Origin of the sequence: Herbaspirillum frisingense, assembly GCF_047325095.1 — a bacterium.
GTDB classification, from domain to species: Bacteria; Pseudomonadota; Gammaproteobacteria; order Burkholderiales; family Burkholderiaceae_D; genus Herbaspirillum; species Herbaspirillum frisingense.
Map to the genome: position 1 here is coordinate 4,711,555 of NZ_CP168558.1, position 18,739 is coordinate 4,730,293.

The window sequence follows — 18,739 nt, forward strand, 5'->3', positions numbered from 1 at the left end:
GCAAAACCTAACTGTTAAAATTTGCTCCACGCATTCAACGACCAGCACGTTGATCATTTTCATTCCAGCGGGAGGAAATTCCATGGGGCAGCAGCATGCCTTGCCAACGCACCCGATCCCGCCCGGCGGGACGCAGCGTCAACCTGCAGGGGAGGCCGCGGGCGCATGGCGGCGCCTTCCGCTCTGTCGATTCTCTCAATACTGAGCAGAGCATCCCCATCACGCAAGAACATGAATTTGCTCTCCAAGAATTCCCTGGCGGTCCACCTGCTGCGCATCATTTTCGGGAGCTACTTCCTGGTGACGCTGATCGTCACCTGCCTGCAGCTGGCGGCCGAGTACGAGCACACCCAGTCCGGCGTGGATAACGAATTGCGGGCAATGGACCTGACCTTCGGCGCCAGCCTCGCCAGTTCGACCTGGCGTTTCCAGGGCGATGTGCAAAAGGCCACATTGCGCGGCATCAGCAACCTGCCGGTGGTGACCGGGGTGAAGATCGAAGATCCGCAGGGTCGGCTGGTGATGGCCCAGGGCAATATCGTCGATCACGACGGCCGCCAGATCCATGTCGATGCCGACGGGCAGCGCAGCCCGGTGCGGACGGGTTTCCTCAACGCCGCCACCAGCCACCGCTTCCCCATCCTGTATCGCGATGAACATGGCGTGACGCACGACATCGGCGCCTGGACCGTGTACTCCAGCCGTCACGTGGTGATCCAGAAAGTGGCCTATGGCTTTACGCTGATCCTGATCAACTCGGTGATCAAGACGCTGGTGTTGTGGTTCATTTTCCTCTATGTCTTCAATCGCTGGCTGGGCCGGCCGATCACGCGCCTGTCAGGCTTCGTGCGTCGCCAGGACCTGAACCGCCCGGACCTGCCGGACTCGCCGCAGAGCATCGACCTGCCGGGCAAGAAGCGGCATGAGCTGCACTTCCTGGCCGATGCCATCAATGCCATGCTGGCCAACCTGCGCAGCCATACCATCCAGAATCGCACCCTCTACGCCCAGCTGGAACAGGAAAAGGAATCCTTGCGCGCACTCAACAAATCGCTGGAGCTGCGCATTGCCGAGCGTACCCGCGATCTGGCCCAGGCCAATGAACAGCTGCGCTCGCTCAGTCTCACCGATGGCCTGACCGGCATTGCCAACCGGCGCAGCTTCGATGACACCCTGGACCAGGAATGGCGGCGCAGCGTGCGTCATGGCAAGCCGCTGACGGTGGCCTTCATCGACGTCGACTGGTTCAAGCCCTACAACGACCACTACGGCCACGTGGCGGGCGACGCCGTGCTGCGCCAGGTGGCGCAGACCATGCGCGATACCGTCTGCCGCGCCGGCGAGACCGTGGCGCGCTATGGCGGCGAAGAATTCGCGGTGATCGCGGCCGACACCGATGGCGAGCAAGGCGTGCAGATCGTGCAGCGCATGTGCGATGCCATCCATGCCCTGGCGTTGCCGCACGCCGGGTCGACACTGGGGCGCATCACCATCAGCGGCGGCGTGGCTTCCTGCATACCGGCCCATCCCGGCGCGCGACTGGAGTCCTTGCTCCAGGCTGCCGATGCGGCCCTGTACCAGGCCAAGACGCTGGGACGCAATCGCGTCCTGCTGGCGCCGCCATTTGTGTCACCGCCCCCTTCTTCTTCCCCTTCCCCTGCCTGAAGAAAGTCGCGCATGCCCTCACGCATTTTCCGCCGCCTTGCCTGTTCTCTGGTTCTCGGCAGCACGCTGTTATCGGCGATGTCGTCAACGTCAGCACAGCCGACACAGCCGGCGGCGCAGGCGACCGACCAGATCGTCTGGGGCAAATACAATGTGCCGCCCTACATGATCCGCAGCGGTGAATTCGCGCATCAGGGTATCTTCGACCTGACCCTGGACGTCATCAAGAAGGGCTTGCCGCAATACCAGCACGTGGAACTGGAAGCGCCCTTCCCGCGCATCAACAATGAAATCCGCAAAGGCAGCCACTGGTGTTACAACGGCATGTTGAAGACCCCGGAACGCGAGAAGGTCGGCTACCTGTCGCTGCCGACCTCGATCTTCCTGCCGCTGCGCATCATCGTGCGGCGCGACCGGGTAGACCAGTTCAAGGGCAAGCTATCGCTGCAGGCACTGCTGCAGAATCCGCAACTGACCACCTCGGTCATGCGCGACCGCTCCTACAGCCCGACCGTGGACAAGCTGCTGGCAGCCTATCCACCCAGGGAAAACTACTCGGAACAGGTGGAATCGATCGGCATGCTGCTGGCCGGGCGCATCGACTACATGATCGAGTTGCCATTGCTGGCCTTCGAGCAGGCACGCGTGATGGGACAGCCCGGCGCGCTGGTGGCGCTGCCGATGCAGGAGGTCAGCGAGGTCGTGTTCAATCGCGTGATGTGCCCCAGGAATGAATGGGGGCGGCAGGTGGTGGAGCAGGTCAACAAGGTCTTGCTGGCCAAGCGCGCCCAGCCTGCCTACCGGGCGATCGTGGAAAAATGGCACGATCCGGAATCAGTGGCGGAAATCGACAGGATCTATGACAAGGTGTTCCTGAAGATCCCCTGACGTCCCCGACCGACCCGATCTTCCCGCCACGCTAGGGCCGCAGGCCACCCGTCTCCAGCACGTCCCAGCAGGCGCCCATGGTGTGGTAGTCGACCTTGCCGGCGGGGGACTTGGTGTCTTCCAGCTTTTTGCCGTCGGCGGCGAGAATGCGAAACCAGGCACCGTACTGGTGATCGACCAGGTGTTCCCAGCTCCAGGCCCAGATGGCGTGATATTGGCGGCGGAATGCCTCATCCCCGGTCACCCGCCAAAGACGCCAGGCACTGGCGAAGGATTCGGCCTGGACCCAGAAATACTTGTCGCTGTCATAGGGCCGCATGTCCGGATCGAAACCGTAGATCAGGCCACCATGTTCGCCATCCCAGCCATGCGTCCAGGCGGCCTTCTGCAGCTCGGCCGCGCGCGTGACGTAATCCGGGCTGGCCTCGATGGCGTGGGCGATCAGCAGCAGCTTGGCCCACTCGGTCTGGTGACCGGTCTGGAAGCCCCAGGGCTTGAAGATGTTGTCGCGATTGCCGCGGTTGTAGTCGTGGTCGGGCGTCCAGTCCTGGCGGTAGTGCTCCCAGACCAGCCCCTGCGACTGCTGCGCCAGTCCGAACACGAAACGGTCGATCAGCAGACGGGCGCGCTCCAGATAGCGCGCCAGGTCGGTGGCCGCATAGGCTGCGAGGCAGGCTTCGCACATGTGCATGTTGGCGTTCTGGCCGCGATAGGCAATCAGCTCGCCAGACGGGGTGATCTCATCGGCATAGGCGCCATGGGCGGGTTCGAAGAAGGCGCGCTCCATACGCTCGAAGGCCTGGGCCACCTGCTGCGCATCACACAGGCCAACGCGATGGGCGTGGGCATAGGCCAGCAGTACGAAAGCCTGACCATAGGCCATCACGGTACCGTCCTCGATCTGCCCGTCGCGCAGGGTCCAGGCATACAGGCCGGCCAGCGGACCATGCGGATGGCGGAAACGCTCCAGATGCGATAGCGCGTGCCGCGCCTGCTCCAGATAACGTTCCTGGCGAGTATGCGTATAGGCCATGGCCTGCGTGAAGACCAGGCGGGTGGCACTGACCAGATGGCGGTGCGAGCGGTCATAGACGCTGCCGTCATCCTTCAGGTAATGGAAGAAGCCGCCCTGCGGATCGATGGCATGGCGGTCGTAGAAGGCCAGGGTATCGGCCACATGCGACTGCAGGAAATGACGGCTTTCGAAATCGGGTTGCTGCATGCTGCGCTCCTTGTACGAGAGGCTGAGGTTCATTGGCTGGCATCCTTCTGGCGCCATTTGTCGAGGATCACCGCCAGCACGATCACCGCGCCCTTGGCCACGTATTGCCAGAACGAGGACAGGCCGAGAATGGTCAGCCCGTTGTTCATGACGCCGATGATCAGCGCCCCAACCACCGTTCCCCAGATCGTGCCCACGCCGCCCATCAGGCTGGTGCCGCCCAGTACCACGGCAGCGATCGCGTCGAGTTCATAGCCACTGCCCCAGTTGCCGTTGGCGCCATACAGGCGACTGGCCGACATGGCACCGGCCAATCCCGAGAACAGGCCGCTGATGGCATAGACGAACAACAGGACCAGCCCGACGCGGATGCCGGTCAGGCGCGCTGCCTGCAGGTTGCCGCCGATGGCATAGATGTGCATGCCCAGCACCGTCTTGCGCAGGATCACCCAGGACAGCAGCACCACCGCCAGCGCCACCCAGATCAGCCAGGGCACATGCAGGAAGTCGCCATTGCCGATCCACTCGAAGCTGGGGATGTCGTTGTTCAAGACCGTGGTGCCATCGGCCAGCAGGTAGGCCGCCCCGCGAAAGGCCGTCATGGTCCCCAGGGTGACCACGAAGGCATTGATGTTGAGGAAGGCCACCATGGTGCCGTTGAGCAGGCCCATCAGTAAACCCGAGAAGACGAAGACTGGAATCGACCAGCCGGACGCCGCACCCAGAGACACCTGCATGCCCAGCACCGCCGAGACCGCCAGCACCGACCCCACGGACAGGTCGATGCCGGCAGTCAGGATGACGAAGGTCATGCCGGCGGCCAGCACCAGGTTGATGGCGACCTGGCGCAGGATGTTCATGGTGTTTTCGGCACTGGCGAAATTGGACGTGCCATCGCCGCTGAGATAGATCGTCAGCGCGTAGAAGAGGAGGTAGAGCACCACCAGCACCGGCAACATGCCCAGCCGGTGCAGCAGCCATTGCGAGGGGCCGGAAGGGGCGCGCGAAGGGGCGCGTGCAGTCTCATGCATGGGATCGATTTCAGCCATGGGTGGGATCAAGGGAAGGTTGAGGTGAATGGGGAGATGCGGGTGGCACGCCGGCAGTGTCGGTGGCCAGGCGCATGATGTTTTCCTGGGTGATGTCGGCACCGGCCAGTTCGCCGGTGATGGCGCCTTCGCGCATGACCAGTACACGGTCGCAGATGCCGATCACCTCCGGCAGTTCGCTGGAGATGACGACCACGGCCACGCCCTGCTCGGCCAGTCTGTGGACAAGTTGATAGATCTCGCTCTTGGCATAGATATCCACACCCCGGGTGGGCTCGTCCAGGATCAGTACGCGTGGCGCGATCTCCAGCCAGCGCGCCAGCAAGACCTTTTGCTGGTTGCCACCGGAGAGCTTGCCCACCGGCACGCCGGGATGGGCCACCTTGACGTTGAGGCGACGTATCGATGCCTGCGCCGCCCCGTGCAGGGTGCGGCCGTTGACCAGTCCCAGCCGCGCATGGCGCGATGCCACATTCATGGTGGCGTTGGCCGCTACCGCCATCTGCAGGAACAGACCCTGCCCCTTGCGGTCCTCAGGCACATAGGCGATGCCAGCCCGCATGGCCGCGCGCGGGCTATCGATCTGCAGCAACTGGCCATCCAGCAGGACCTGACCGCCGCTGCGGGCATCCGCACCGAACAGCAGGCGCGCCAGTTCGGTACGGCCGGCACCCACCAGCCCGGCAAAGCCCAGCACTTCGCCTGCGCGCAGCGCGAAGGAAGCCGGTTTGACCTTGCCACCGGCGAGCGCCCGCACCTGCAATACAGTGGGCAAGGTCGCGGCTTGCTCGGGCGCCATGCGGCGATGCTGGTAGAACTCCCCCAGCGAGCGCCCGACCATCATCTGGACGATGCGCTCGGCGTCGATCTCCTGGCGTGTCAGCTCGCCGACGAAGCTGCCATCGCGCAGTACGGTGACGCGGTCGGCCAGGGCGTGGACTTCGGCCATGCGATGGCTGATGTAGATGATGGCCAGGCCTTCGTCGCGCAAACGACGCACGACCTTGAACAGGTTTTCGGTCTCGCGCTCGGACAGCGCTGCCGTCGGTTCATCCATGATGACGATGCGGCTGCGATGCACCAGGGCGCGGGCGATTTCCACCTGCTGCTGCTCGGCGATGGAAAGGCGTCCGGCGCGGTCGCTAGCGCGAAAGGCGGCACCCAGCTGAGCCAGCACGGCATCGGTACGCTGCCGCATCGCGACGTGGTCGATCAAGCCCAGGCGCGTGCGCAATTCGCTGCCCATGAAGACATTGGCAGCCACGCTGATATTGGGTGCCACGGCCAGTTCCTGGTAGATCAGGTTGATACCAGCCACGCGGCTGGCTCCGGGGTCACGCAGGGACAGCGGCTTGCCGTCCAGGAGAATCTCGCCGCTGTCCGGCGCATGCACGCCGGACAGGACTTTCATCAAGGTGCTCTTGCCGGCGCCGTTCTCGCCCATGAGGGCGTGGATTTCGCCGGAATAGATGCTCAGGTGCATCGCCGACAGGGCGCGCGTGGCACCGAAAGACTTGCTGATGCCGGTCATCCGCAGCAGGGGTGTGGAAGTCATGAGCTCGCAAAGGAAATGGTAACGTCAGCCGTACGCGGCAACGCTGCCCAAGGGCGCCGGACGGTGCAGCCATCGGACTCACCGGCCCGCCACGATGCAGGCAGGCCGGCGCTCCGGGCAGCGACAGATCAGTCGATCAGTTGGCCGGGACCCAGCCCTTGTAGTCGGCCACGTTGTCGCGGGTAATCAGCTTCACGGGCAGCAGCTTGACGTTCTTTTCCGGGGCGCGGCCATTCATCAACTGATAGCCGATGGCCACGCTCTCGGCGGCCATGCCATACGGGTCCTGGGCCGGCGAGGCGGCGAACAGCGACTTGCTGTCCTTGAGGGCGCGCTCGGCATCGGGTGCGCCATCCACGCCACTGATGACCTTGATGTCACTGCGCTTGGCCTGACGGATCGCCAGTTCGGCACCGATCGCGGTGGGGTCGTTGATGGCGAAGACGCCATCGATCCTGGCGTGCGCGGCCAGCAGGTTGGACATGGTGGTCATGCCACCGTCGCGACTGCCACCGGCATTCTGGTTGTCGGAGAGGATCTTGATGCCGGGCGACTTCTTGAACTCGGCCTTGCAGCCGGTGACACGGTCCATCACCGCCGAAACCGGCGGGCCGTTGACGATGACCACATTGCCCTTGCCCTGCAGCTTGTCGGCGATGAACTTGCAGGACTCGGCGCCGGCCATGGTGTTATCCGACATGACGGTGACATCGGCTCCCTCGGCGGCCACGTCCACGGCCACCACTACGATGCCAGCCTTCTTGGCCTTCTTCACCGCCGGGCCGATACCCTTGGAATCAGCCGCATTGAGCACAATCATGTCGACCTTGTTGGCGATGAAATTCTCGATCTGGCCGACCTGGGTGTTGAGGTCGTACTTGGAGGACACCACGGTCACCCGCGCGTCCGGGTTGATCTTGTGGGCGCCGCTCTCGGCCCCCTTGGCGATGGCCACGAAGAAGGGATTGGCGAGGTCACCCAGGGTGACGCCGACCGACTTCAGCGGCTTGTCAGCGGCCTGGACCGCATGTGTGACGGACGCCAGCGAGAGAGTGGCACAGGCGATGGCGAGGGTTTTTCTGATCATGCTTGTCTCCGGTTCTTTTTAGAGGGGGGATGGCTTGTTCTACGTTTTGCGTGCTGCTGACTGCGTGCTGCTAAATGCGTATTGCTGATTGCGTGCTGCCAACCAGGTACTGCTGACATTGACGCCGGGAGTTCAGTCCCAGCGAAAAATACGGTCAGCCCAATCCCGTGTGGTGGCGATCAGGGCGGCATTGATTTCATCGCTGTTCATCACCCAGGCCTCGGCATCGGCCCGGCTGCGTCCGAACTGCACATGGCGGGCAATCAGGCGTTCCAGCCGCAGGGCGGGATCAACCTCGACATACCAGACCTCGTCCAGCAGCGGACGCACGCGCGACCAATGGCCGCGGTCGAGCAGCAGATAGTTGCCTTCGGTGATGATGAGCGGGATATCGGCACTGATGGCGATGCTGCCGGCAATGGCTTCCTCGATCTCGCGCAGGAACTGCGGGGCGTAGACCATCTCGTCGGCGACCTGGCTGCGCAGACGCGACAGCAGGTGGACGAAACCGGCGCTGTCGAAAGTATCCTCGGCACCCTTGCGGGCAGCGCGACCCAGGCGTGCCAGCTCGGCATTGGCGAGGTGGTATCCATCCATGGGCAGCACCGCAGCGCGGGAACCTGCATGGTCGAGCAAGGCCTGTGCCAGCGTGGACTTGCCACAGCCGGGCGGCCCGGCCAGTCCAAGTATCGTGCGCTGGCCGCTGGCGAGCAGCGCATCAAGCCTGTCGCGAAAGACTGCCGGGATCATGTTCGACTCATCCTTTTTCCAGGGAGCGTGGCGGTGGCAACGGGCCGCCTTATGCAGCCAACTTATGCAGCCACCTTAGTGGAATGCGGCCGCGCGAAAACTGCAATGGTTCTGTTCGGCACGTCTGTCACGCTTGCTGCGCCTGGCCCAGCAGCCGGGCGTGGGGCGTGATCGACATTTTTTTGACAGCGGACAAACTAAGCGATTCTGTCACCTGAATTTCAGTGCTCCTGATTGTTCTCAGGGAAATTCCAATTATTGCTAGTTCCGCGTCGTCAACGTGATGAAATTTTCTTCAGAAAAATTCGATATCGATCAACTTATGGATAACAGGATGTAAAAAGTCTGCTGGGCGCAGCTTCGTCTCCCCCGGTTATCCAGCGCCATTCGTTCGCGGTCGCTTTACTTACCGATCAAGATTGCTCCGGCCATATTCCATACCTGATCACTCAGCAGTGTCCTGACGACATCACTTCATTCGCGCATAAGAAAAAGATACGCACCAACACATTTCAGCGAACGTGAAGACCCTAGGACAGGTTCGATGTGTCCCGTGAAAAGCTGGTTTTCACGAGAAAAAACTTCACGATCACGCCCGCGTTGATTGCCACGCTCAACATAAGTTTTGCTTCCTTGAAAAATTTGGGGCAAGCAAGACAAATAGGCTTGCGCCTATCGATACCCCTGCCACTATGGCGATAGGAGAGCACCGTGGTGTCCTCCTTGTTGAATTGCAGCGCACGTCGTTTTTATTCCATTTGAATGTTCACATCAGGAAGGAAATCGATATGAAAAATTTACTTAATAAGGAGAAGTACCAGTGAACACAATCCACAACGCGTACATCGGTGCCTTGCTTGCCGATGCAGCGCACATAGATCTAGACAAGGATTTGGATGTCGGAAAAATCGTCGCTGTCCTCAAAAATAGAATGGACAAAGATCAAGCGAAATTCATCGCCGCGAACTTCGAGGTCATCGCATCAGAAAATAAACGCGACATCTCGCTGCCAGGATCCGGCTTTGACGCCACTGTATGGCGCGGCAGGGTTGGAAGAGTCTACGCCGGCGAGATTTACGTCTCCTTTCGCGGAACGCAAGCACAAGACGGCGGAGCCGGCATCGAGGCCGATGTCGATCTTGCCTCACGCGGCGTGGGCTACAACCAGGTGCGTGACATGGTCAACTGGTGGATGCGGATCACCGCCAAGCCGGGGGACTTGGTCAAACAGCTCAAGGTCGAGACCATTGCGCCCTCCCCTCTCGCAAATAACTACACCTTCGCCGCCGATAGTCCAGTGGTCGCCACCGGCGAACTCTACGGCCAGGTCAACACCATCGCGGGCGTGAACGCCCTCAGTCTCGGTGGATGCCTCTTCACGGCGTTCACGCATCTGCTTGAAGCCAATCTCTTGGCGGCCACTACCTTCAATAGCGCGGCTATCAGCAACGTAACGGGTGACGGGGCAAATCAAGATACCAGGGGGGCGTAGGCATGATCGGATTGCTATTCCTCATCGTGTTCTTTGTGTGGCTGGCATCCGCCTTTTACTTTGGCAGGGCAATCCCACGATGGTTAGGCCTGAAACGCGCGTGGTCGTATCTGTTTGTCCCGTTGGCGTTTCTCGCGCCCATTGTCGATGAGTTGATTGGTCGTTGGCAATTCAAACGGCTTTGCGAGAAAGAGGCGGTTGTTTGGCTCAGCCCGGATTGGGAAAGCGTAAGGGCTGTACGTAATGTCAGTCCTGATTCATCTGAACCAGTTCGTGGAACGGTCATACCGATCAGTATTCAACAGGCCATCTATGTCGATGCAGATACGGGACAACCATTCATGAACTACAACGCAGTACATACCAATGGTGGCCTTTTGCTTGGAACGTTGGGCTTGGGTCTGGGAGGTACTACTACCTGCTGGCCCAAGGATAAACATGAAATTCGCAAGATGATCAGTATCGAAAATTTACTTACTGAGGAGAAATCTCAATGAAAACGATCCATAACGCGTACATCAATGCTTTGCTTGCCGATGCAGCCTACATCGATTTGGAAAGGGGCATTGATTTAGACGATAAAGTCGATGCACTCAAAAGAAGAATGACCGAAGATCAAGCGAAGTTCATCGCAGCGAGCTTCGACGTCATCGCCTCAGAAAACAAAAGCGATATCCCCTTGCTAGGGTCCGGCTTTGATGCCACTGTATGGCGCGGTAAGTCTGGCACAGACTACGCTGGTGAGGTCTATGTCTCCTTTCGCGGCACCCAACCGAAAGACGGTGGAGCCGATATCGAGGCCGATGTCGATCTTGCCTCACGCGGCGTCGCTTACAACCAGGTGCGCGACATGGCCAACTGGTGGATGCGGATCACCGCCAAGCCGGGTGACTTGGTCAAACAGATCAAGGTCGAGACCTTTGCTCGCTCCCCTCTCGCAAATGTCTACACCTTCGCCGCCGACGTGCCAGTGGTCGCCACCGGTGAACTCTATGGCCAGATCAACACCATCACCGGCGTGAACGCCCACAGTCTCGGTGGCTACCTTTCCACAGCGTTCACGCGTCTGTTTGGTGCCAAGGTCTTGGCGGTCACTACTTTCAACAGTGCAGGCTTTAGCGACGCGGCGGGCAGCAACATCCGCGCCGAGTTCAACAACATCGAGACCTTGCTGGGCACTGCGGCGTTGGGTACGCGCAGCTTTGATGCTGCAGCCCTCAAGCAGACCAACTTCAGGGCTGGCAACGGCGTGAGCGTGACCACCAATGACTGGGGCGAGAAGTCCTATTGGACCCTGGGCTTCAACCAATATGGCAAGAAAATTGCGCTCTATCAAGAAGGCAGCCTGGTCAACCCCATGGCCAACCACTCCATGTTCAAGCTGACCGACTATCTGGCGCTGGGAGCGACCTTGGAGAAGCTTGCGCCGACGCTCACGTTTTCGCAGCTCAATACCCTTGTGCAAGCGGCCAGCAATGACATGGAGGCCAGTCTTGAGAGCGTGCTCGACGCAGTGCGTCGGATTGTGACTGGGTCGGAATTCCCCATCACGCGGGTTGGCGATGTGGGCGATGACGCTGCCAGTCGTGTTGACTTTCACAAGCATCTGTTAGATCTGCAAGCCAATGCCGCCTACAAGAAACTGCTCGGCAACGCCAACATCATCTCGCTCGCTGGGACATCGGGCGCTGCGATACTGAGCTCAGCCGAGCAAGCGGGGACGATCGGCATGGCTTACCGCTACGCCCTGGTGACCGGCAACCCCTTCGTCGTCACAGGCGCAGACTACAGCGCCGCCAACAAAGACGGGAAGCTTGATCTCTTTGACAAGACCAGCGGCGCGGGCAAGTTGACCCAGCACTACCTCAGTGACCGGGCCAACTTCCTCGTCTGGAAAATCACTAAAAACAATGCCGACGCAAGCTACGCCAGTGCCATCAGCAGCGACACCACTGAGGGCGATTGGGACTACACCGATATGGCCGCAAAGATCACGCTGAAGGTGGATGGACGCGGTGACCTGTTCAGCACGGCCCACCAGATCATCTTTGGCACCGACACGGCCGATACCTTGACGGGTAAAGATCAACGCGACCACCTGTATGGCGGTGATGGTAACGACACCCTGATCGGGGGCGACGGTGCCGATTATCTGGAGGGCGGCAATGGTGTTGATATCTATCAGGCCGCAGATGGCGACATCCTCTTTGATGCTGACAGCCAGGGCGTGGTGATGCTGGCCGGCAAGCGCCTGGAGGGTGCCACGCAGCGCTTGAGTGAACACCGCTGGCGGGGTGCCGCCGGAGAAATCTACACCCGCAATGGCGATGATCTGGACATCACGCTGGACGCCCAACGGGTCACGATCAAGGACGGCTATCTGCACCGTCTCAAGGCGCCGGGCGGCGTGCTAGGTCTGGCGCTGACGGGCGAGGTGCCAACGCCGTCGGGCGATGACAGGGTCTACACCGGCAGTAGCTTGCGCGACATCTGGGAGTGGCAGCGCATTTATGGTGTCGGTTATTACGAGACCACCGGCCGTGAAACCTTTCGCATGGGGGCTGGCGATGACCAGGTAGCCTCGGTCGGGGGCGGGGATACCTTTTACGGCGAAGATGGTAACGATGTCTTCATCGCCACCGACGGCGACAATGTTGGCGAGGGTGGCAAGGGCAACGATGTACTGGCCGACGGCGTGATGCTGGACTACACCTCGCGCCCGGTCTGGCAGGCGGGCGATCCGTACTACGTCCCCTTCCTCGGCTGGACACAGGGACCGGGCTACTGGCGTGACGAGGTCGACGTGCCCGACGTGGAACGACAAGAGCGCACGCTGGCCACGACCGGTATTGTGATGCATACGCTGACCGGCACCATTGACCGCATCAACACCAATACCAACGATAACTATGCCGGCGGCGAGGGTGACGATTGGCTATGGGGCGAGGGCGGCGACGATGTGTTGGCGGGTGATGCCGGTAACGATGTGGCCTATGGTGGCGAAGGCCGGGACGATGTCACGGGCGGAGATGGCGACGACATCCTTTCTGGAGACGACCTCACGCTCAATACGGCCGGCGCAAAGCATGGGGATGACTTCGTTGACGGCGGTGCGGGCAACGACACCCTGTTCGGCAACGGCGGTCAGGACGATCTGTGGGGCGGCGAGGGGGATGACCGGATCTGGGGCGATGATGCATTCACGCCGCTCAGGTTTCACGGTGACGACTGGATTTCCGGCGGGGCCGGCAATGACAAGATCTATGCCGGTGGCGGCGATGACACTGCCTATGGAGACGAGGGCAATGACCTGGTGGTAGGGGGCGAAGGCGATGACCTGCTGTACGGTGGAGAAGGAAACGACCGCCTGGTGGGAGACCTGCCGTCTGCCGCGGATCGCGACGCGGGTACGCACCTCTATGTGAGCGCCACCGAATGGAGTGCCAAGTTCTATCAGACGCAACTGGCCAATGGCACGCTGACCAGCTATGCCGAACGCTATCAACCCGATGAGGCGGCCCCGGGCGGAAACGACGTGCTGGACGGCGGCGCGGGGGACGACACGCTGATGGGCGGACGAGGTAATGACATCCTGCTGGGCGGCACGGGCAATGATACCTACCTCTTCAATCTCGGCGATGGCGTCGACTTCATCAGAGAAGCCGCAGGAAAAGCGGGCGATGTCGATACCCTGCGACTAGGTAGCGGGCTGACGGCCGCTGCTACGGTGGTGACTCGCCAAGGCGATGATCTGAGCCTGAACTGGGGCGGCGATGATGCCGTGATCGTGAATGCCTTCTTTGCGGCAGACGAGTCGGGCCGCATCGAGCAGGTCGTGTTTGCAGATGGCACGCGATGGAGTGCGGATGCGCTTGCAGCACATGCCCGATCGGACGCGCCAGACAACGGCGGGGACGACCATATCGAAGCGGCGCACCTCTACACCCGCAGCAGTCTGGTGCGGGACAGCTTCCTCAGCAGAAACGCCAGCGTCATCAGTACCAGCGGCAAACTGGCTGATCTGGATCTGATGAGCAGCAGCTTCACCCTCAATGGGGCCTCAGTTGCCGGTGACTATGCTGCCCGTGTCATCCAGCTCGACACCCGGGTCACGGGTCAGGCCACGGCGTGGATCGGTTTCTATGACGGGGCCGTCTACAGCAAGGCCGTCCGGGTCCGGTTTGCCGACAAGGCTGATGGTGGCATCACCGCCACTGTACTCAACGCCAAATACACCGAAGGAAATGTGCTGGACACGGACTTCAACTGGGACAGCCATGGCAAACTGACCAATGTGGCAACCAGCAACTCGGGCGCCGGTTATGGCTTGGCCAGCATGCGCCTGAAGGGTGCGCCGACCTTTGCCGATGGCAGGCGCTTCGAAGGCGGCGCTGGCAATGATACGGTCGACTATCGAGCAGGCTATGTGGAGGGGACCCGCTTGGGCATCGACGCCTCGCTCGCGCGCGGGACCGTCATCGTCGGTGGCGGCACGGACAGGCTGATCGGCATCGAAAACCTGGGCGGCACCGACGCGGCCGATCGCCTGGCCGGCGACGCCAACGGCAACCGGCTCGAAGGCTATGGTGGTAATGACCTGTTTGTCACCGGCACAGGCCGGGATCAGGTGTCCGGCGGCGACGGCAACGACCGCATCGAGGTGGCACATCACTACACGCGCAGCAGCCTGACATGGGATCGTTACCTGACCAAGAACGCCAGCGTCATCAGTACCAGCGGCAAGCTGGCTGATCTGGACCTGGCCGGTAGCCACTTCATCCTCAACGGTGCTTCGGTCGCCGGCGATTACGCCGCGAGGGTGATCGAGCTCGACACCAGCGTTGCCGGTCAGGCCACGGCATGGATCGGCTTCTATGACGGGGTGGTCTACAGCAAGGCCATGCAAATCCGCTTTGCGGATCGGGTTGAGGGCGGTTTGACGGCTACCGTACTCAATGCAAAATACACATACGGCAACGTGCTCGATACGAACTTCAACTGGAACACCAACGGCAAACTGACCAATGTGGCGACCAGCCACACCGCCGGTGGCTACGGTCTGGCCAGCATGAGCTTGTACGGCCTACCAGCCTTTGATGACGACAAGGTGCTGGTGGGTGATGCCGGCAACGACACGGTCGATTACCGGGCCAATTATCTGGGGGGTGCCGGGATTGGCATCGATGCCTCGCTGGCAAGGGGCACGGTCATTCTCGGAGATGGAGCAGATACGCTGATCGGCATTGAAAACCTGGGCGGTACCGATGCAGCCGACCGCCTCGTCGGCGACGCCAATGACAACCGGATCGAAGGCTATGGAGGCAATGACATCCTTTCCGGCGGGCGAGGAAACGATATCTTGATCGGAGGGAGCGGCAGCGATACTTATCTGTACAGCGCGGGCGATGGAAAGGACATCCTTGTAGATCACGACAAGACTGGCCGCACCGATATGCTGATGTTGACGGACATTGACCGGAACCAGCTGTGGTTCCGTCATGTGGGCAATGATCTGCAGATCGATGTGCTGGGTACGGCGGACCAGATCAGGGTGAAGGACTGGTACGTCGGCGGTGCCAGCGGGACAGACAATCACATCGAGCGTATCGGCACTGCAGACGGCTGGACCCTCTACGACAGCGAAGTCGACAAGTTGGTGCACGCAATGACGGCCTTTGCGCCACCTGAGGCTAGTCAGACACGCTGGACCACCGGACAGGTGATCCTGGCGTGACGCACTGCAGGTCGTTTCCGCAGCTGGATTCGCGACTGGCGGCTCCATGAAAAGCGCTACCGGATAGGTAGCGCTTTAGCTTGAGTGTTAGAGGCTGCGAACTTCCCCGGTCATTGTCAGGCGGTCGCCAGCGCGTTCGCATCCGATACCACGGTGGCGAAACGATCCGCCAGCTCGACCAGGGCCACGCGCTGGATGTCGGCGGCGCTGATGGGCTGGCCGCCCAGCGGGTCCGGCAGGTCACGCGTGGCGCAGGCGGCAGCGACCACGGTACTGGCGTAGCCGTGATCCAGCGCAGAACGCACGGTGGCGCTGACGCACATGTGGGTGGCGAAGCCGGCCACGATCAGGGCGCGGCGACCGGTCTTCTGCAGGGACTCATCCAGGGTGGTGCCGGCAAAGGCGTTGGGCAGGCTCTTGTGCACGATCAGCTCGCCGGGCTCGGCCTGCAGGCCGTCGATGATGGCCACATGCGGCCCTTGTGGATCGAACATGGCAGCACCCGGCTTGCTATGGTGGACCACGTGGATCACCGGTGCGCCAGCAGCGCGCGCCTGTGCCAGCAGGGTGGCGATCTGGCCGACGGCAGCATCGATGCCGGCCAGCGGTGCTCGGCCGGTGGTGTATTCGGTCTGATGGTCGATGATGAGCAGGACGGCTTCCTGCCAGGTGGCGGCGCGGGAAGTGCCGCCGGCGATCTGGATCAGGGTCTGTGGCGTGGACATGGGTGACTCCTTGTCTGAAGAAGGGAAGAAGGAAATTCGAAAAGATGCTGCAGAACGTTGATGACAGGCCATCTTAGTCCGATAAAATTCGCACCACCATCCCCCGCCATCGACAGCCACCTGTGAAAAAATTGACAGCCCTTCCCCCCGCCACCCAATCCGCGCACGCAGCCTTGCAAGCCGACTGGGAGAGCCTGCGCAGCTTTGTCGCCTTCATCGACGCCGGCAGCTTTTCCGGCGCGGCGCGCTTGCTGGGGGTGACGCACGCCACCATCGGCCGCCGCCTGCAGCAGCTGGAGGCGGCGATGCAGGCGCCGCTGTTCATCCGGCGCGCCGACGATGTCGAGCTCACCCGCCTGGGCGAAAGTGTGCTGACGGCCGCCCGCGCCATGCAGGAACAGACCCGGCAACTGGCCCGCACCCTGGCCGGTGAAGACCTGCGGCTGGAAGGCAAGCTGCGCCTGGCCTGCACCGATGCCATCGGTACCCTGTTCCTGGCGCCGCGCCTGCCGGCGCTGTTGCAGCAATGGCCGGCGCTGGACGTGGAACTGGCACTGGGCCACCAGACGCTCAGCCTGGCCCGGCGCGAGGCCGACCTGGCGCTGCGTTTCGCCCGGCCGCAGGATGGCGAACTGATCGCGCGCCGGCTGGGGAGGGTGCGCTTCTACCTGTGCGGCACGCCGGCCAATGTCGCCCTGTGGCGTGGCGCCCGCAAGACGGCGCCCTTCGTCGGCTATGACGATGGCGTGCCCGACATTCCGGAGACGCAGTGGATTGCCACCCATGCGGCCGGCAACCCGGTGCGCTTTCGCAGCACCAGCCTGGTGGCGCAGTGCATGGCGGCGCGCGCCGGGGTCGGACTGGCGCTGCTGCCCAGCTACCTGCTGGCGCCGGAATTGCAGACTGTGGACGCCGCGCCACAGCTGGAGCGCGAGCTGTGGGCGGTCTTTCACCGCGACCTCAAGGCCCTGCCGCGCCTGCGTGCGGTACTGGACTGGCTGCTGGACTGCTGCGGCGAACTCTGAGCCGATTCCCGGCGATACGCCGCCCGCAGGCCACGCCCGGCCTGGCGCGGCCTGCGGTGATATAATCGCGAACCTTCGAGGATGGGCTCCTCCACCGCTGCAGCAGCAGATTCCAGCGGCCCGCCGCCCTCCTCCTTGCCGGCGCCCGCATGGGTCCATGCGGCCTCTCCAGCGCTCTACGCCTGAAACAGATTTATGCAGAAAAAAGTATTCATCAAAACCTTCGGCTGCCAGATGAACGAGTACGACTCGGACAAGATGGCCGACGTGCTCAATGCCTCCGACGGTCTCATCAAGACCGACCGTCCGGAAGAGGCGGACGTGATCTTGCTCAACACCTGTTCCATCCGCGAAAAGGCGCAGGAAAAGGTGTTTTCCGACCTGGGCCGGTTGCGCGCACTGAAGAAGGACAATCCCGACCTGCTCATCGGCGTGGGCGGTTGCGTGGCGTCACAGGAAGGGGATGCCATCATCAAGCGCGCACCCTTCGTGGACATGGTGTTCGGCCCGCAGACCCTGCACCGGCTGCCGCAGATGATCAGCGAGCGACGCTACAGCGGGCGCCCGCAGGTGGACATCAGCTTCCCGGAGATCGAGAAGTTCGACCACCTGCCCCCGGCGCGGGTGGAAGGCGCCAGTGCCTACGTGTCGATCATGGAAGGCTGCAGCAAGTATTGCAGCTACTGCGTGGTGCCCTATACCCGTGGCGAGGAAGTCTCGCGCCGCTTCGAGGACGTCTTGACCGAGGTGGCCGGCCTGGCTGATCAGGGCGTGAAGGAAATCATGCTGCTGGGCCAGAACGTGAATGCCTATCGCGGCGTGATGGAAGATGGCGAGATCGCCGACTTCGCGCTGTTGATCGAGTACATCGCCGAGCTGCCCGGCATCGAGCGCATCCGCTTCGTGACCAGCCATCCCAAGGAATTCTCGCAGCGCCTGATCGATACCTATGCCAAGGTCCCCAAGCTGTGCAACCACCTCTACCTGCCGGCCCAGCATGGCTCGGACCGTACCCTGGCGGCCATGAAGCGCGGCTATACGGCGCTGGAATACAAGTCGGTGATCCGCCGCATGCGCAAGGTGCGCCCCGATATCACGGTGCAGTCGGACTTCATCGTCGGTTTCCCCGGTGAGACCGAGGAAGATTTCGAGGCCTTGATGAAACTGGTGGCCGATGTCGGCTTCGACAACAGTTTCTCGTTTATCTTCAGCGCCCGCCCCGGCACGCCGGCAGCCAACTTGCCCGACGATACGCCGGCCGAGGTCAAGCTGGCGCGTCTGCAGCGTCTGCAGGCCGCACTCAACGACAACGCCGCCAAGATCAGCGCAGCCCAGGTCGGCTCAGTGCAGCGCATCCTGGTCGAAGGCATTTCCAAACGCCGCGAAGATGAATTGCAGGGCCGCAACGAGAGCAACCGCGTGGTCAACTTCGATGGTGGACCGAATGGCCAGCGCCTGATCGGCCAGATCATCGAGGTCCGTATCACCGAGGCCTTCCCGTTCTCGCTGCGCGGCGAGATCGTCACGCGGCATTGATATTTCAATCC

13 protein-coding genes are annotated in these 18,739 nt (G+C 61.8%); 7 read left to right on the top strand and 6 right to left on the bottom strand.

The annotated features are described in order from the left end of the window. The first annotated feature begins 231 nt into the window (after positions 1-231). Both ACEOAC_RS21475 and ACEOAC_RS21480 read left to right on the top strand, forming a co-directional pair. On the top strand, positions 232-1,665 hold the full coding sequence (locus ACEOAC_RS21475) for a GGDEF domain-containing protein (protein WP_413443796.1): 1,434 nt from the start codon (positions 232-234) through the stop codon (positions 1,663-1,665). A gap of 78 nt (positions 1,666-1,743) precedes the next feature. Then, complete coding sequence (locus tag ACEOAC_RS21480; RefSeq protein WP_413443803.1) at positions 1,744-2,553, top strand: TIGR02285 family protein; 810 nt, start codon at positions 1,744-1,746, stop codon at positions 2,551-2,553. Positions 2,554-2,584: 31 nt separating this feature from the next. Here ACEOAC_RS21480 and ACEOAC_RS21485 read toward each other — a convergent pair whose 3' ends face one another. The 5 genes from ACEOAC_RS21485 to ACEOAC_RS21505 form a co-directional block, all read right to left on the bottom strand. Then, positions 2,585-3,775 carry an AGE family epimerase/isomerase gene (locus tag ACEOAC_RS21485; RefSeq protein ID WP_413443802.1) on the bottom strand — a complete coding sequence of 397 codons (1,191 nt, stop codon included), beginning with the start codon at positions 3,773-3,775 and terminating at the stop codon, positions 2,585-2,587. Positions 3,776-3,804: 29 nt separating this feature from the next. After that, entirely contained in the window at positions 3,805-4,824 is a 1,020-nt protein-coding gene (locus ACEOAC_RS21490) for an ABC transporter permease subunit (RefSeq protein ID WP_413443795.1), read from the bottom strand. Further along, positions 4,817-6,379, bottom strand: coding sequence for a sugar ABC transporter ATP-binding protein (locus tag ACEOAC_RS21495; protein ID WP_413443794.1), 1,563 nt, complete (start codon positions 6,377-6,379; stop codon positions 4,817-4,819). The genes ACEOAC_RS21490 and ACEOAC_RS21495 overlap by 8 nt, the downstream gene beginning before the upstream one ends. A gap of 136 nt (positions 6,380-6,515) precedes the next feature. Beyond that, positions 6,516-7,466: an ABC transporter substrate-binding protein gene (locus tag ACEOAC_RS21500; protein ID WP_234295505.1), complete on the bottom strand. Its 951-nt coding sequence runs from the start codon at positions 7,464-7,466 to the stop codon at positions 6,516-6,518. 132 nt (positions 7,467-7,598) lie between these two features. Next, on the bottom strand, positions 7,599-8,216 hold the full coding sequence (locus tag ACEOAC_RS21505) for a nucleoside/nucleotide kinase family protein (protein ID WP_413443793.1): 618 nt from the start codon (positions 8,214-8,216) through the stop codon (positions 7,599-7,601). A gap of 820 nt (positions 8,217-9,036) precedes the next feature. On the opposite strand from ACEOAC_RS21505, the gene ACEOAC_RS21510 reads away from it, so the two are divergent. From ACEOAC_RS21510 to ACEOAC_RS21520, 3 genes are read left to right on the top strand one after another with little or no spacing between them, the layout of a single operon-like run. Further along, positions 9,037-9,708 (top strand): hypothetical protein, encoded by a 672-nt coding sequence (locus tag ACEOAC_RS21510; protein WP_413443792.1) that lies wholly within the window; start codon positions 9,037-9,039, stop codon positions 9,706-9,708. 2 nt (positions 9,709-9,710) lie between these two features. Further along, positions 9,711-10,205: a hypothetical protein gene (locus tag ACEOAC_RS21515; RefSeq protein WP_413443791.1), complete on the top strand. Its 495-nt coding sequence runs from the start codon at positions 9,711-9,713 to the stop codon at positions 10,203-10,205. Further along, positions 10,202-15,442: a calcium-binding protein gene (locus tag ACEOAC_RS21520; protein ID WP_413443790.1), complete on the top strand. Its 5,241-nt coding sequence runs from the start codon at positions 10,202-10,204 to the stop codon at positions 15,440-15,442. The genes ACEOAC_RS21515 and ACEOAC_RS21520 overlap by 4 nt, the downstream gene beginning before the upstream one ends. A gap of 116 nt (positions 15,443-15,558) precedes the next feature. On the opposite strand, the gene ACEOAC_RS21525 is transcribed toward ACEOAC_RS21520, so the two are convergent. Continuing rightward, entirely contained in the window at positions 15,559-16,167 is a 609-nt protein-coding gene (locus tag ACEOAC_RS21525) for a cysteine hydrolase family protein (RefSeq protein WP_413443789.1), read from the bottom strand. A gap of 122 nt (positions 16,168-16,289) precedes the next feature. Between ACEOAC_RS21525 and ACEOAC_RS21530 the strand changes: the two genes are divergently transcribed. Continuing rightward, positions 16,290-17,192, top strand: coding sequence for a LysR family transcriptional regulator (locus tag ACEOAC_RS21530; protein WP_413628576.1), 903 nt, complete (start codon positions 16,290-16,292; stop codon positions 17,190-17,192). 195 nt (positions 17,193-17,387) lie between these two features. Then, complete coding sequence (gene miaB / locus ACEOAC_RS21535; RefSeq protein ID WP_241811328.1) at positions 17,388-18,728, top strand: tRNA (N6-isopentenyl adenosine(37)-C2)-methylthiotransferase MiaB; 1,341 nt, start codon at positions 17,388-17,390, stop codon at positions 18,726-18,728. The last annotated feature ends 11 nt before the right edge of the window (positions 18,729-18,739 follow it).

Coding starts and splice junctions, on each gene's coding strand:
- ACEOAC_RS21475 (WP_413443796.1), top strand. CDS start 232: ATGAATTTGCTCTCCAAGAATTCCCTGGCGGTCCACCTGCTGCGCATC.
- ACEOAC_RS21480 (WP_413443803.1), top strand. CDS start 1,744: ATGTCGTCAACGTCAGCACAGCCGACACAGCCGGCGGCGCAGGCGACC.
- ACEOAC_RS21485 (WP_413443802.1), bottom strand. CDS start 3,775: ATGCAGCAACCCGATTTCGAAAGCCGTCATTTCCTGCAGTCGCATGTG.
- ACEOAC_RS21490 (WP_413443795.1), bottom strand. CDS start 4,824: ATGGCTGAAATCGATCCCATGCATGAGACTGCACGCGCCCCTTCGCGC.
- ACEOAC_RS21495 (WP_413443794.1), bottom strand. CDS start 6,379: ATGACTTCCACACCCCTGCTGCGGATGACCGGCATCAGCAAGTCTTTC.
- ACEOAC_RS21500 (WP_234295505.1), bottom strand. CDS start 7,466: ATGATCAGAAAAACCCTCGCCATCGCCTGTGCCACTCTCTCGCTGGCG.
- ACEOAC_RS21505 (WP_413443793.1), bottom strand. CDS start 8,216: ATGATCCCGGCAGTCTTTCGCGACAGGCTTGATGCGCTGCTCGCCAGC.
- ACEOAC_RS21515 (WP_413443791.1), top strand. CDS start 9,711: ATGATCGGATTGCTATTCCTCATCGTGTTCTTTGTGTGGCTGGCATCC.
- ACEOAC_RS21520 (WP_413443790.1), top strand. CDS start 10,202: ATGAAAACGATCCATAACGCGTACATCAATGCTTTGCTTGCCGATGCA.
- ACEOAC_RS21525 (WP_413443789.1), bottom strand. CDS start 16,167: ATGTCCACGCCACAGACCCTGATCCAGATCGCCGGCGGCACTTCCCGC.
- miaB (WP_241811328.1), top strand. CDS start 17,388: ATGCAGAAAAAAGTATTCATCAAAACCTTCGGCTGCCAGATGAACGAG.